We start from the raw sequence: 15,601 nt of genomic DNA, 5'->3' as shown, positions 1-15,601 counted from the left end.
TTCCCCAGTATTGTCAAAGGGGAAGGTTTTTTTATTTCGTGGATGGCATGTTGGATTTTTGGGCACGCACCAGTGGCACCTGGATTAACGTGGCGACTGTTCTGGTAGGGACGGGGTTTGGGCTGCTGCTCCGACATCGCTTGCCTGTTGCGATGCAGCAGATTATTACTCAGGCCGTGGGATTACTGACGCTGGTGATCGGGTTTGCGATGTCGCGGAGCCTGTTTGAAGCCGAAACAGGACGGGTGGATGGCGTCATCTTAGGGCTGCTGGCATTAGTCCTCGGAGGCCTGCTGGGCGAGTGGTGGCAGATTGAGAAGCGACTGGTTGCGATCGGCGATACGTTAAAGGCTCAGGTGCAGGGTGGCGGCAAGTTTACAGAGGGATTTGTAGCCGCTAGCCTGCTGTTTTGCATTGGCCCCATGACCATCGTCGGCAGCCTCAACAACGGCTTGTCGGGGGACAACACATTGCTAACGCTGAAAGCCACCATGGACGGCCTCGCCTCCGTTGCCTTTACGGGCACCTATGGCATCGGGGTCGGCTTTTCAGCCCTCACGATACTCGTTGTGCAGGGTGGCCTCTCTCTCCTGGCGGGCACCCTTGCCGCCGTCATCACCGACCCCACCACCGATCCCCATGTCCTCGTCGCGACGGGCATCGGCGGCATGATGATCATCGGCTTAGGATTTAGCCTACTGGAAGTCGCCAAAATTCGCGTCGCGTCGTTTTTGCCAGCGTTGGTGGTCGGGCCAATCTTGGTGGCGATCGCTCTACAATTCACCACACTTTAGGCTAGCTTTTGCAATCATCGTCAGCACTTACCCGACTTAAAATTCAAAACTTAAAATAACGAACTCTCCCTTCACCCCTTTTCTGACTTCTGCCCTTATCCCTCGGCCTTGTCAATGTCGTTTTCTGTCCTGCCGTCAGCCCCACCGGGCCTTTGATGTCTATTCCAGCACAAACGCGATCGCCCCAAACATCTGCATTCAGTTAGAGGATTGTGAGATAAGTCTCAATCGATTCTTCCGGCAATACTTTGAGATTCTGATTCCGTAAATCCAACTCAATACCAAGTGCTTCTAGAGGAATGACGCCTAATAAAGCATCCTGCCCACCTGGCAGTTCTAAGCACTCGAACGTACCTTCACGTCCCATCAGAGAAATACGAGCATCCTGAAAAATTCGAGCTTTACTAAAACCAGCCGCAGTAGCAACATCGACTTCTTTAAGAAGCTCTAACCCGAGTTGCTTGATCGCTTCAGCAGAGAGACATAAAGTTGTAGCTCCAGTGTCCACTAGAACGTTATTGAGGGTGACAGAGCGGATCTCGTCAGTTGGTATGACTTGTCTGGAGGCAAGAATCTGATCGGCTCGGTTGGTGATAGTGAGTGTGGTGAGAATTTTACCCATTGCTTGGTCTGTAGACATGGTGACCCTCCCAAGTTGCCCTATTGCTATTGTAGAAGCACACACAGACTATTCTCTCGGATAGGTCGTTCTCACCCATCCCCCTTCTATTCTCCTATCCGTTAGGCATAAGTTGCTCTATCGTTTGTACAGCCTAAGTTTTAGAAGCAAGTTGGGGGATTTCAAGCAATGACTTCGTGGTGAAGAGGAGCTAATCATTACTGCTGATCAGCAGCGCCCCTTTCATCATCGTGACAACATCAACCCGACCAATACGGCTATTCCCAATGCCAGTAAGAACCAAACCCATACAGGTACTTTTTGTCCCCTTGATGATGAACTTGATTCGTCAGAAGTTCTTGAGCTTTCAGGCCCACCGGGAGTGGCTGAAGCAGCTTGGCCGATGGGCGGTGCACGCTTTGGCTCAACCACCACCCGTTTCCCCCAAATTGCTAATGGCTGCGTCGCATCTTTCGACTTCTTTAGGTAAGTCTAGTTCTTCATACAAAGCCCGTGCCGCTTCGTAGCATGACTGTGCTTCCCATTTCTTACCCAGCTTCGCCAACGCATTCCCCTTGTTGAATAGGGAGGTTGCTTCGCCACGGCGATCGCCAATCTCTCGCGCAATCTCTAAAGACTGCTGTTGAAAGTTGATCGCCTGCTGATACTGACCTAGCGAATGGTACGCAATCCCCAAATTGCCAAGGGCATTGGCTTCGCCACGGCGATCGCTTATCTCACGCTTAATCTCCAAAGACTGCTGGTAAAAGTCAACCGCCCGCTGATACTGGCCTAGCGCATCGTACGCAATCCCCAAATTGCCAAGGGAATAGGCTTCGCCACGGCGATCGCCCATCTCACGCGCAATCTCTAAAGACTGCTGGTAAAAGTCAATCGCCTGCTGATATTGACCTAGTGAATGGTACGCAATCCCCAAATTGCCAAGGGAATAGGCTTCGCCACGGCGATCGCCCATCTCGCGTGTAATCTCTAAAGACTGCTGGTAAAAGTCAATCGCCTGCTGATACTGACCTAGTGAACGATATGCAAGACCTAAATTGCCAAGGGAATAGGCTTCGCCACGGCGATCACCCATCTCGCGTGTAATCTCTAAAGACAGCTGGTAAAAGTCAATCGCCTGCCGGTATTGGCCGAGCGAAAGATACGCACTGCCCAAATTGCCGAGGGAATAGGCTTCGCCACGGCGATCGCCCATCTCGTGCTTAATCTCTAAAGACTGCTGATGAAAGTCAATCGCCTGCTGATACTGACCCAGAGCAAAGTACGCATTTCCAAGCTGATTGAGCGTTGCGGCTTCTCCATGATGGTCTTCAAGCTGGCGGTAAAGGGCGAGTGCCTGTTCGTAATAGCTGATTGCCTGGGGGGGACGGCCGTGGGCACGCAGCGTATCTCCCAAATTATGGAGGGCGCGAGCTTGGTTGGGGAGATCTTGGTGAGTTTGGGCTAGGGTTTGGGCTTTTTTGTACTGTTCTAGCGCGGCTTGATAATCGTACTGACGCTGGTAGGCGTCGCCCAAGGTGTTGTGGAGAGTAGTCAGCAGGGGCGAGTGGGGGGAGGTTTCTTCAATGGCGGCGACTTGCTGTTGCAGGTCGGCGATGGGGATTTGACTGTCGCTATCGGTGTGGTCTGTTTCTGACTGGAGGGGCTGGGGGGCAAGGTGAGGGGCGGTGATGGCGGGGGCGGGAGGAGGGGTGGTGAATTCAAACACGCCGCTGCGCCAGCTCCAAAAGTCGGGAGCCTGCTGGGCGAGGCGAGTGGCGATGCTGTCGGGCAGCCACAGCACGATGGGAAAGTTGAACTGCCGCAGAGCTTCCCGCGTCCACTGAAGGGAAAAGAAAAAGCGTTCCTGCTCAGACTTGTCATCGGTGAGGCGAACGCCAAGGAGTTCTCCCGCGTTGAGAACGGTGACAATGGCAGGGTCTCTTTGCAAAATCGGCTCTTGTTCAGTGAGGTCTACTAAAGCGGCACGGAGGCTGGGCCGCTTATGGCTAAGGCGGACGCGGAGGGGAGTAATGTCGGCCTCAGCAAGTTTGGTTTCGTAGGCAGTGATGAGCTGGGCTTGCAGGTTGCGGTCATCACAAATGGCCAACACCAAATCGAGCCGCTGGATGTTGGCCTGAAGGGTGAGCACCAGCTTACGGAATTCGCGTCGGTTACCAGCGTCAAGATCGGGTAAGGACATGGGCGGATTAAATCAGCTGCTTGCGTCGCAGGATGTCGGCAACGAGGGGATGCAGGTCATACCACAGGTCGGCATTCTCATATTCCAACACATACAGCCCGTGCAGGAGTTCCAAAAACTCTTCGCTCTCGGCATCCGGCGGGGCAAAATTTTCATACGTCTGCGCCAGCATTGCATAGCGATTGGTGCCGATAGGCCGTGCATACTGGTTCCGCAGAGACTTGACTGCTTCGGTCAAAATGTCGTCGTTAATTTTAACGTCAGTTGTTTCAGGCTCCAGGTCTATGACCAGTAGGCACTCCCGACAGCATTCTCGACAAAGACGAACCAGTTCGCGGAGGACGCCGCCGCTTAGCAATACAATTTGCCGCACCATGTCAGGTTCAATTAGGTGCGCTGGAATTCGCTTCTCCAGAATTCGTTCCAACATCTCAACATTGGACTGAATAGGAACGCGCTCTGTCTGGTGAGCTTTCTCCTTCGGAAAGAACTTCATCACGGGTAGCAGGATAACGTTGCTTCTGGCCGCCAGCGCCGCATAAATCTGGGGTTCGCGAATCACCGAAATCGGGATCGTGAAGACAACCCGGACATTGGGTGAAAACAGTGCGTTGACATTTTCCTGAAAAATGGACCTCACTACGGGCAGGTCTAGCTTATCCAGGTCATCAATGATGACGAGGACCTTCTTTCGAGTTGCCGAAAAGATGGCTGCTGCAATTAGGTCAATCTGCCGGGATAAGTCTGAGACGCTGCGCTCGTAGGTTTCTTTGATTTCTTCTCGAAAAACGCTTTCCTTCTGCAACTTCCCTGTAAAAAAATTAAAGAAGTCTATTCCCGCAGACATGGCTTGGTTAAGTTGGTCTATGTAAGTCCGAGACTTGGTCTGAGTAAACCAGTTGATGAGGGTATTTTTGGTGTTCTCGGTAATGGGAATTCGTTGCTTCGTTGCCTGACTCAGCAGCTTCAGCGCAATAGCGTACAGGATATTGATATGGTTCACGTCTGACATTTCTACCATGTCAGCAATGGAGAAGAAGGAGACGAAGAGGTCGTCCTCTCGCATTAATCGAGGCAGTTGCGCCAGCAAAGTAGACTTGCCGCACCCTCGGTGCCCCGTGAAAATGACTTTACCGGCGTCTCCGACTGACAAAATGTCGCCTCGCAGTCGAGCCAGCACACGCTGTCCGTAGGGAACCCGGAATCTCTCGATGTCCTCTGCTGCTAATAGAGGAAAGTTCTCTAAGTTTCGAGAGACTGTGATGAACTCCGCGTAGCGATCGCTAACCATACCCACTCTTTCCCAGAAACCACACTCATCATACCGAGCGCTTAGCCAAGCGATTAGAGCTTCTTGGCATTCTTGCTCTTAACGTAGCCATACAGTCCTTCCATTGCTTCAATGAAGGAGTTGTCTCGGTGCCAGAATTCGGGGAAGTCGCCTTGCTTTTTGACCAGCACGGCTGAGACGGGCGATGGTGAAACGGCTTCAACGGTTTGGGGCAGTCGTTTTTCCCCTTGCCAAAATGTTTTCAAGCTCAACTCTGGTGCTGATTGCAGTTCGGGTCGAGTGAAATAGCTGTCTACAGGCGTTGGGGGCTTTCGTTGGGCGGCGAGTTCTGCGGAGAGGGCTTGACCGAGGGGCGTTTTGGCAAGTTCGGCTTGGAGCTGATCGCGGGAGAGACCACGGAGCTGAAAAAGCAAAAACGGGTCGCGATCAACTTCCTCGGCAATGCGATAGTAGAGGCCAGCGACGTGTTTGCAGGGATTGCTCCAGTCTGGGCAGGAGCACTGGGTATGGAAATCGCCTTTCTTGGCGGGCAGCAGGTGTAGTCCTAGCGTGGCAAAGCTGTCTTCGATGTTTTCAGGAATTTCGTTGAGGAGCAGGCGAGAAATGAGGCTGGCTTTGGACCCAATGAGGGCGATCGCAGCAGCCCACTTAGCTCGACTGATCGGCTCAAAGTCAATCACGGTGTGATAACGCGGTTCTTCATAAACGCCGAAGTAGGGATTAACGTTGCCGCGAATCTGAGCCGTGACTGTGCTGTCTTCCAGATTGAAGCTGAGGATGCGGGAGGGGCTAGCGTAGGAGCGTCCTCGACTGAGGCGACCAGGATCGGTCAGTTTCTCAATCGCTTCAATGAATTTCTGTCCCCACCAAGTTCGTCCAAATTTAGCCATTGCAATTTACTCCATAACACTTTTGGGTCAAATAAAGTCAGTCGGTCAGGGTCAGGCAGGCAGATTCAGGCAGGCAAAAACGCTGTATCTAAAACGGCTTCGGGAGCAAAGGGGCAAACATTGGGAAAAGTCTCAATCGGCAGCCCTGTTTCAACAGCAGCTTTCTGACGAGAGCGGCAATAAGCTTCGGCAAAAATCTGGCTGAAATAGAGTTTGAGGCTAGGGCTGTCACGGAAAGATTTGAGGATGCGATCGCGGTGTTCCAGAAGGGTGAATCGCCAACTGTTGGAGCGGAGATCTGGCTGGTACTGATACTTCAGCAAGTGCCGCAGGAGGATTTCTAAGTTGCTTTCAAGTGCTCGTTTTTCGCTGCGCCCCATGTCTTCGAGTTCTTCGACCAGGTTGACAATATCGACGGCTTCTAGCTTGCCTTCTCGCAGTAGTAAGGCTGTCTGGGATAGCCACGCTGCGTAGTCGCGATCGTAGAGGGGCGTAGAGGGTGAATGAGAGGGCACAGTCGTCATGGGAGTAGGAGAGGTTTCTATTCCAGGATGGCACTTTTGTTGAGAGCGATTAGTTCTTTGAAGGCGTCGTTGTCGAGTTCAGTGAGCCAGGATTCATCAGAGCCGACGATCGCCCCTGCCAGTTTTTTCTTGTCTTCAATCATCTGGTCAATGCGTTCTTCCAGGGTCCCCATCGTGACGAACTTGTGGACGAAGACATTTTTCTTCTGGCCGATACGAAAGGCGCGGTCCGTGGCCTGATCTTCAACAGCAGGATTCCACCAGCGATCGAAGTGGAAAACGTGGTTGGCTTTGGTCAGGGTGATACCGACACCGGCGGCTTTGAGCGACAGAACAAAAATGGCGGGATCTGAATCGGGATCTTGGAAATCGGCGATCATTTGCTCGCGCTTTTTGCGGTTAGTGCCGCCGTGGATGTAGTGGGTTTTGTAGTGACGGGTATGGCGCAGGTGATTTTCGAGGGCATCACCGATTTCGCGAAACTGGCTGAAGACCAAAGCGCTTTCGCCTTCCTCGACCACCTCTTCCAGCATTTCGGAGAGACGGCTGAGTTTGTGTGATCGCTCCGGCGCAAACTCACTCTCGTCTTGCAAAAACTGACGGGGGTGATTGCAGATTTGCTTGAGCTTCGTCAGCGTTGCCAGAATTAATCCTTTGCGCTGAATCCCCTCAGAGTCATTAAGCTGTTCTGTAACGTCCTTAAGAACCGCTTCATAGAGGGAAGCCTGCTCCTTCGTGAGGTTGCAAAATAGCTTTTGTTCCACCTTGTCGGGCAAGTCTTTGATGATGGACTGGTCAGTTTTGACCCGTCGCAGAATGAACGGCTCCACCAGCTTCTTGAGGGTTGCAGAGCGGGTAGGGCTGTTGTCTTTTTGAATCGGCACTTCAAACTGTTTGCGAAACTGTGCTTGAGTACCGAGGTAGCCCGGATTCAAAAAGTTGAAGATGGACCAGAGATCGAGCAGTCGGTTCTCTACGGGGGTTCCAGTCAGTGCTAGGCGGTGATTGGCTTCCAGCTTGAGGATGGCTTTGGTCTGGGCTGTTTTAGGATTTTTAATGTTTTGGGCTTCGTCCAGCACAATGCGATGCCAGTTGACTAAGTTGAGCAATTTGGCATCTTTGCGGGCCAGGGTGAAGGAGGTAATGACGATATCGTTGCCACGACACATAGCTTTGAAGTCTTTGGCTTCTTTGGCGCGATCGCTGCCATGGTGCACAATCGCTTGTAGACCAGGCGAAAATTTTTCAATTTCGTGTCGCCAGTTCCCCAAAACAGAAGTTGGGGCAATGAGCAGTGTTGGGGGAATGTTTTTGATTCCAGCCTCAGTCGCCAGTTCGCGCTCCTGCACCAAACGAGCAATGACTTGAACCGTTTTTCCCAACCCCATATCGTCGGCCAGACAGCCGTTTAGCCCCAGGTTTTCTAAATATTGCAGCCAGGAAAGACCGCGTTTCTGATATTCCCGCAGCGTCCCCTCAAACTGAGCGGGGTCCTCTGAAACATGCAGGCACGTTTTGTCGTTGAGCTGCGTCAGCATGGTGGCTAGCGTATCTTGGCGATCGAACTCCACCTCTAGGTTATTTTCGTCTTCAGCCGCTGCTAGCTTCATAAATTCCAGCAGCGACATTTCAGGATTCTCAGCCTGCTGCTGTTTCCAGAACTTCAGCATTTCCTGCATTTTGTCCTGGTCTAGCTCCATCCACTGTCCGCGAAATTTCACCAGCGGCGATTTCGCCTCTACCAGTTCTTGCCACTCCTGCTCGGTAACCGGCTTATCCCCAATAGACAACTCGTACTGGTACTGCACCAGGGTTTCAAACGAGAAGTAGCTCTTACTTTTGTCATTGCCGCCGAGCGACTTGCCTTGTGCTTTTAACCGTACCTTGGCGCGTTTGCGACCTTTGGGTGTCCACCAGGCTGGCACGATGACTTTGTAGCCGGCATCTTCCAACACCCAGGCCGCTTCCTTGAGGAAGTTGAAAGCCGTATCCAGGTTGACGGAAATGCCAACGGGTTCATCGGTTTCTAAACCATCCCAAAAACCAGGATAAATCCGAGCGGCGTAACCTAGATTCATGAGCAAGTGCTGCTCAAATTCATCGCCAAACTGTTTTTGTAGTTCTTGTTGTTTGCTCCCCCGCAGTCGCCAAAAGTCCAGCAGGGCTATTTGCAAAGAGGGATCATGCTTAGGCGCTACGTAGAAGAGAATTTGCCAAGCGTCTTCTGGTTTAGCAGGTTCCTCTAGCTTGAAGGCAATATGAAAGGGAGCCGCAGTTTCTGAGCGGCTGATGCGATCGCGCCATGCCTGCCATCGCTGATAGTTTTCTAGGGATGAACCGTTGCCTACCCACGGATACTGGGGGCTTTGTTGTAGGCAAACCTCAATGAGGGACCCTTCAATCCGCTTGCAATACGACTGCGGCAGGTATGTTTGCTTGATTAAAGCATTCATCCAACATTCTGAAAAATGGCGCAGCAGAGTTTTGCGGTCAAAGAGTTGGAGATCATCAGGTGGTGTATCAAAGCCCGCAACGCAGAGATAGGGCATATATTCGCTGTAGGCTTGCAGATCATTTTCGTAGCGATCGCCGGCAATTTCCCAACCGGCATAGATTTCAAACTTGTCGCTAGCTGATTTAGAACGGCTGGAAGTGGCTCGGGAGGACGCCTTTTTGGAACGAGTTTTCGTCTTAGCTGTCGTTGATTGAGCAGTAGATAGGCTGCGGTACTTCAGCGCCGGGATATATTGGTCCCGTAAAATGACCTGTTTGAACGCCTGGGTATAGTGATACCAAAACAGCAGATCAGCCCCTAGCTGAACATCCGCCAAGTTATAAAAAGCTAAAAAATGCAGGTCATTCAGCGTACTAATTAAGCTGGCATTGTCGCTAATAGAAAAGCAATCAATTTGCCAAAACTGCCAGTCGAAGGAATCTGGAGTCTCTGTTTCTAGGTAGCGAGACATCTCCAAAGAGGGCAGTGGCTGTTCCTCTACCGTGGGCAATAGGAACAAACGTGGGGCAATAAAATCCTTTAACTGCCATCGTCCTTTTGGTTGAATGCCTAGTTCACCCTCCAGCAGAGGAACCAACTCAGGCTCGAACAGATGGTAAGGATGTCCTGCTCGACGGCGACGACTTTTTTGATCGGTCTCTACCCAGAGACAAAAGGTACCCGTCTGCAGAAAATCGGTTGTTGATTGGGGTATCCAAGTACCGTGGAGAACTTGCATCGCGGCCCCCTGAAAATGGCAGCGGTGGACTTTTGATAGTGAATTATTGGAAATTTTAAGGCATTCATACGCAAAAAGAGCAGGTGCAGCCCTTAAGAAGAAAATTCTTATCAAGCTACCTGCTCTTTGAGTCGAGTGTCGGACAAGCTTTAAAGTGCTGCCGACCGTTATTTAGCGATCGCTGCTGGTTCTGCGATAGGCAGTGGGCTAGGGACCTGTTCGCCTACCGAGACCTGAACTTCATCGGGCTGTGCCCACAGAATCAGTCCGGGATCTAGTGAGCTATTGAGGTAGCGATGCTTCGGCAGAATTCGCAAAGACAACCCCTGCAAGCCACTCTTGGAATATTGCAGAGTGCCGCCATAGCGACTTTGACCTTGACCGCTGTCCCCTTCATAGGTCATTGGAATAGCAACGCCGCTGTGCATTTCGCCATCGACTTGCACCGTGCCCTGATAAAGCTCAACCTGGACATCCTCAGGGGTTAGCTGCCCCAAATTGATGTCAGCCTTGACCTCAAACGTTTGATTCACCTGCAAATCAGTCGGCTCGGCGATATTGATGGAGTCGATCTTGATGGCGTACCAGTGCTCGTGCAGGCGATTGTTCCAGGCTGCTAACTCCCTGGCAGGCTCATACTGGTTGGTGATGAGCTGCTGTAGGCGATCGCTGGTGGTGAAGTAGGCCCGGCGGGCATACTCCTTGACCATGCGAGCCGTATTGAAGGTTGGCGTGTTCAGATAGATGGCGTCCTTCATCTTGCTGACCCAACCGCGAGGAACATCATTTTCATCGCGATCGTAGAACAGCGGCACAACTTCCTTCTCAATCAGTTCATAGAGCGCATTGGCCTCTACATCATCCTGATAGTTGGGATTGTCGTACTCTTCACCAGAGCCAATCGCCCAGCCTGTTTTCACATAGTCTGCCTCATCCCACCAGCCGTCTAGGACGCTAAGATTCAGCACGCCGTTCATCGCTGCCTTCATGCCACTGGTGCCTGAGGCTTCGCGAGGACGACGAGGATTGTTCAACCAGACATCAGCTCCGGCAACCATCGCCCGAGACGTATGAATGTCGTAGTTGGGCACAAAGACGATTGAACTGTCGAGACCTTCATCACGGGTAAAGTGAATAATGCTGCGAATCAGCTCTTTTCCAGGAATGTCCCTGGGGTGTGCCTTACCGGCGATGACAAACTGGACTCGACGATTGAGCTTGCCACTGCCTGTGATGATTTGGCGAATCCGTTCCAAGTCTCTGAGGAAGAGCGTTGCTCGCTTATACGTCGCAAATCGTCGGGCAAATCCGATAGTCAGCACAGACGGATCGAGTACTTCCTCAGCCTTCATAATTTCATGCGGCGGGGCATCTCGATTAACCAAGCTCTGCTTCAGTCGATTGCGGACATATTTGACGAGCTGGGAGCGGCACAGCTCATGGTTGCGCCACATTTCCTCATCAGGAATAGATTTCACTCGTTCCCATAGCGGATCTTTAGATCCGGCTTGTGACCAATTCGGTCCTAGATAGCGATCAAAAAGCTCTTGAGTGGGCTTAGCTACACAGCTTCTGGCATGAACTCCGTTAGTGATGGACGTGATAGGCACTTCCGACAAGGGGAGAGCTTGCCACAGCAGACCAAACATTTCCCGAGATACTGCCCCGTGGAGCTTACTGACGCCATTCACGAAACTGGCAGTTCTGATGGCTAGCACCGCCATGCTGAACGGTGTTGACAAGTCGCCAGTATCCCCTCGACCTAGGGCCAGAAACTGATCGTCGGAGAGACCAAAGCTGCGGGCATAGTGCCCTAAGTAGTAGAGAATCTTGTCTGCCCCGAACAGATCGATCCCCGCTGGCACAGGTGTGTGAGTCGTAAAGACCTGACTCGAAGCCGCAACTTGGAAGGCTTCAGGGAAAGACAGCCCTTTGTACTGCATCAGCATGCGAATGCGCTCAAGGGCCAAGAAAGCAGAGTGACCTTCGTTCATGTGATAGGCCGTTGGCTGCAAGCCCAAGGCTTCCAGCATCCGCACGCCGCCAATGCCCAGCATAATCTCTTGGTGAATCCGCATGTCAATATCGCCACCGTAGAGGCGATCGCAGATATCTTGGTCGTACTGGCTATTGGATTCGATGTTCGTATCCAGCAGATACAGCGGCACAGTACCAACCTGAACCCGCCAGATCCGAGCGTAAACGGTCCGCCCCGGGTAGTCTACGGCAATGCGAATCTCAGATCCATTGTCATCCCGCTCTAGCTGTAGCGGCATGTTGTAGAAGTCATTGACCGGATAGCGCTCTTGCTGCCAGCCATCAGCATTTAGATATTGAGCGAAATATCCTTCCTGATAGAGCAGTCCGACTGCCACTAGCGGCAATCCTAAATCACTGGCGGATTTCAAATGGTCCCCAGCCAAGACCCCTAGTCCTCCTGAATAAACAGGCATACAGGAGGTGAGGCCAAATTCCATCGAGAAGTAGGCGTAACATTCGCCACCTACTGGCTGAGGACGGTTCTTGTGATACCAAGTCCTTTCTCGCAGGTAATCTTCCATGCGCTGGAGTGCACGATCCGTCTGGGCAATGAAGCCTTCATCTTCTGCTACTTCCTGCAGTCGCTGTTGACTAATCGTCCCCAGCATTAAAACCGGATTGTAACGGCTGGATTCCCACAGGTCAGGATCGAGACGCCGAAAAAGATCAACTGTATCGACATCCCAATCCCACTGGAGGTTATAGGCCAGCTTTCTGAGACCCTCTAACCGAGGAGGTAAGGAAGGAGTTACGTTGAAAGTGCGAATTGGGCGCATAGGCAGTTGTTAGTTTTGCGTCAGAACGGTGCGCTGTCGCATGCTCTTGCAATGCATGAACCCTATTGCTTCAGCGCTAGCGTCATTGTGAGCCTAAATTTTGGAAACCAGCAAACCTTTAACACTCTCTTGGGGATTGCCTCAACTTTTGTCACTTGTCAAGACTTTTCTCGGGACAAGGAATTTCGGCATGAAGACCTATCAACCTTACTCTTCGGTATCCAACGGTGTGTCGTGCCTCAGCTCCCCTGTCGTCAGCGATCGCGGCGTTCTATCCAGCGCTTCCACAGACGCCAATTCATCGCCCGAAACAGCCCCTAAATCTTTGAATTTGCGGGCTGTGACGAGAACACGAGATTCTAAAGAGCCGACTACTTTATTGAAAGCGTCTACGCTACTGTCTAATCCTCGTCGCAGTTTACCGAGATGGCTCACGAGCGTATAGGTGCGATCGTACATTTCTTTGCCCAGAGTGCTGATCTGCTCAGCATTCTCTGCGAGCTTTTCCTGTCGCCAACCATAAGCAACAGCTTTCAGCAAGGCGATCAGCGTAGTGGGCGTTGCGAGGATGACTCGCTGTTCCACACCAAATTCAATCAGTCCCGGATCTTGCTCTAGAGCGGCACTGAAGAACGTCTCGCCGGGCAGAAATAGTACAACAAACTCAGGCGCCGACTGAAACTGATCCCAATACCCTTTGCTGCCAAGCTGGGTCAGGTGGGTGCGGATCTGGCGGGCGTGATGCTGTAGGCGATCGCGCTTTTCCTGCTCAGTGGTAGCTTCCAAGGCGTCCAAATACGCTTGCAGGGGGGCTTTGGAATCCACAATAATATGACGCTGATTAGGGAGTTGGATCAGCATGTCAGGTCTGAGCCGCCCCTGCTCGGTTTCAACGGTTGCCTGCTGAAAGAAGTCGCAGTGCTCCACCATGCCCGCGATTTCGACTACACGCTGAAGCTGAATTTCGCCCCAGCGGCCTCGCACCGTAGGCGATCGCAGCGCCTTCACTAAATTAGCTGTCTCGCCTTGTAGTTGCGTTTGGGCCACGGCAAGAGACTTCACCTGCTCTGTCAGGGTGCTGTAGGCAGCCGTGCGGGCTGTTTCTAAGTGCTTCAAATGGGTGCTGACCTGCTGCAGAGATGTGTGCAGTGGCTGCACCAAAGCTGAAATAGCCGCTTGTCGCTGACCCAAATCTCCCTGCGCTTGAGTTTGAAATTTAGACAGAATGCCTTCTGCCAGCTGCATGAAAGATTGAGCATTTTGCTGTAGCGCATCGGTGGAGAGGGCTTTGAAGGTATCGGTGAGTCGCTGTTGGGCTTGATCCAGCAGCGCTTGTTTTTCCTGAGTCAGGGCTTGTTCTTGTTGCAATCGCGTTTGGACCTCAGTGAGGTGAGATCGCGCAGTTAGGTAAGACTGTTGCAACTCGTGCAGTTGAGCGTCCCGTTCCTGAAGCTGCTGCCTTACCTGAAAGACCTGATCTAGCTGAGCTTCTGCCGTTGCCCGTAGGGTTGCTTCCTGTCGCAGCGTGTCCTGGGTAGTTTCAATCCGCTTCTCTCGCTCTTGAACTGTGGTGCGCAACTCTTGAATTTGCCGCTCCTGCTGCTGTAGCCGTTCATAAGCGCTGGCTCGGTCAGCAACCACGTCTGCTTTGGCCCGCTCTCGAATGGTTTGGATGCGGGCTTGGAATAGCAAGGTGGCGATCGCGCTTCCTAAAACCAGTCCCAACAGCCCCCACAGTAGACTCTGCGCCATGTCACTCCTTCGCTTGAGTCATACCAAGGTAGCAACATTTGTACTAATCCTCAATGCCTTCAGGATTGACGCATAGCCACTTATAGTATCCAGCCGTGGCATTAACTATTGAAGCTAATGCACTTAGTCGCATCCAGAGGTGCTTAGCGCAATAGCCAAATGGTTTGCCGTCTTGTCTTAACAATCCTGACGATGGCTATATCATGCTCACTCAAGCTGCGGACGGCATGGAGTCCACGTCCAAAATCCTGCTATAAAACTGCTGTAGCTGCTGAGTTGCTGCATTCCAACCCCATTTCTCAGCTTCAATCCGAGCATTGCGACGCATTAACTCGCGTTCAGCACCCCGATTGAACAAGCGCTGAGCTGCCGCGATCGCCCCATAATCGTCCTTCGGATCAAACAAATAGCCATTTTCGCCATCGGTCACGATGTCAGGAATGCCCCCAGCGTCAGCAGCGACCACAGGACACCCTGCCGCCATTGCTTCCAAGAGCACTAATCCTAAGGTCTCCGTCCGCGAGGGAAAAACAAACACGTCAGCAGAGGCATAGGCTGAGGCCAGTTCCTCACCAGCTAGGTAGCCCACAAAGTGAGTGTGGGTACCCATAAAATGCTTTTCGAGCTGCTCCCGATTCGGACCGTCACCCACCAAAGCTAGGCGAGCATCTGGAATCGCTTCCAAAACGGGCTTGATGCGATCAATTTCCTTCTCGGCAGAAAGACGACCGATATAGAGCAGCAGGGGTGCATCTGGATGACCTTGGGTGAGGCGATCGCGCATTTCACGACTGGCTAGTTCAGGGCAAAAGAGTTCCGTATCCACGCCTCGTTGCCAAACTTGAACCCGCTCAACGCCGTGCTCACTCAGTTCCTGTTGCATGGCAGTGGAGGTTACTAGATTCACCCGAGCTTGGTTATGCACAGCTTTCACTAGCTCCCACATGACCCCTTCGAGCATTCCCAAACCATAGTGCTCCAGATACTTAGGCAGATGGGTGTGATAAGAGGCCATCAAGGGAATGTCCAAGGTCTTGGCATAAAACAATCCCGCTAGTCCCAATACTGCCGGATTCACAATATGAATCAGATCGGGACGAAACGCCTCTAGAGCTTCACCAATCGAAGGTCGAGGTAGCGCTAACTTGAGTTCTGGATAGAGGGGAAAAGCTAACCCAGACACACCGTGAATTTGAGCACCCTTATAGCTCGTCAATCCTCCTTCAGGACAAAACACCATGACATCGTCGTCAAGCCGCTGCAGGTGCTCGACTGTATGCTTCAGGCGAGTAACAATGCCATCGACTTTGGGCAAAAAGGTTTCAGTAAACAGGGCAATACGCATGGGCCATGACCGGAGGCTAGGACGCAAATTGGAGACTTAGGGCAAAAATCATCGAGCCAAGAAATCAAGCACCCGCCTGAAGGGCAAAGAAGGTCACTAGAATGTTCCGATGATCGGCATAAACCTGATGCACC

Annotated in this window: 10 protein-coding genes; 1 reads left to right on the top strand and 9 read right to left on the bottom strand. The window is 52.1% G+C overall.

Annotation, left to right across the window (positions count from 1 at the left end):
• Positions 1-47: 47 nt before the first annotated feature.
• Entirely contained in the window at positions 48-794 is a 747-nt protein-coding gene (locus PN498_RS10745) for a DUF554 domain-containing protein (protein ID WP_272062746.1), read from the top strand.
• 202 nt (positions 795-996) lie between these two features.
• Here PN498_RS10745 and PN498_RS10740 read toward each other — a convergent pair whose 3' ends face one another.
• The 9 genes from PN498_RS10740 to PN498_RS10700 form a co-directional block, all read right to left on the bottom strand.
• Entirely contained in the window at positions 997-1,434 is a 438-nt protein-coding gene (locus PN498_RS10740) for an aspartyl protease family protein (RefSeq protein ID WP_272062745.1), read from the bottom strand.
• A 403-nt stretch (positions 1,435-1,837) separates the two neighbouring features.
• A complete protein-coding gene (locus PN498_RS10735) occupies positions 1,838-3,616 on the bottom strand; it encodes a tetratricopeptide repeat protein (protein WP_272062744.1) in 1,779 nt (592 codons plus the stop codon).
• A 7-nt stretch (positions 3,617-3,623) separates the two neighbouring features.
• Positions 3,624-4,907, bottom strand: a complete 1,284-nt coding sequence (locus PN498_RS10730) for a P-loop NTPase fold protein (protein WP_272062743.1) — start codon at positions 4,905-4,907, stop codon at positions 3,624-3,626.
• Positions 4,908-4,960: 53 nt separating this feature from the next.
• Positions 4,961-5,797 carry an SWIM zinc finger family protein gene (locus PN498_RS10725; protein WP_272062742.1) on the bottom strand — a complete coding sequence of 279 codons (837 nt, stop codon included), beginning with the start codon at positions 5,795-5,797 and terminating at the stop codon, positions 4,961-4,963.
• A 65-nt stretch (positions 5,798-5,862) separates the two neighbouring features.
• Entirely contained in the window at positions 5,863-6,321 is a 459-nt protein-coding gene (locus tag PN498_RS10720) for a DUF29 domain-containing protein (protein ID WP_272062741.1), read from the bottom strand.
• Between the two features lie 17 nt (positions 6,322-6,338).
• Positions 6,339-9,554: a DEAD/DEAH box helicase gene (locus tag PN498_RS10715; RefSeq protein ID WP_272062740.1), complete on the bottom strand. Its 3,216-nt coding sequence runs from the start codon at positions 9,552-9,554 to the stop codon at positions 6,339-6,341.
• A gap of 167 nt (positions 9,555-9,721) precedes the next feature.
• A complete protein-coding gene (glgP, locus tag PN498_RS10710; protein ID WP_272062739.1) occupies positions 9,722-12,370 on the bottom strand; it encodes an alpha-glucan family phosphorylase in 2,649 nt (882 codons plus the stop codon).
• 207 nt (positions 12,371-12,577) lie between these two features.
• Entirely contained in the window at positions 12,578-14,122 is a 1,545-nt protein-coding gene (gene rmuC / locus PN498_RS10705; protein ID WP_272062738.1) for a DNA recombination protein RmuC, read from the bottom strand.
• 211 nt (positions 14,123-14,333) lie between these two features.
• A complete protein-coding gene (locus PN498_RS10700) occupies positions 14,334-15,467 on the bottom strand; it encodes a glycosyltransferase family 4 protein (RefSeq protein WP_272062737.1) in 1,134 nt (377 codons plus the stop codon).
• Between the last annotated feature and the right edge of the window lie 134 nt (positions 15,468-15,601).

The sequence above is a fragment of the Oscillatoria sp. CS-180 genome, from assembly GCF_028330965.1.
Lineage (GTDB): Bacteria > Cyanobacteriota > Cyanobacteriia > Phormidesmidales > Phormidesmidaceae > Halomicronema.
The sequence above is the reverse complement of the archived record's forward strand: the minus strand, read 5'-3'. Positions and strand labels throughout refer to the sequence as shown.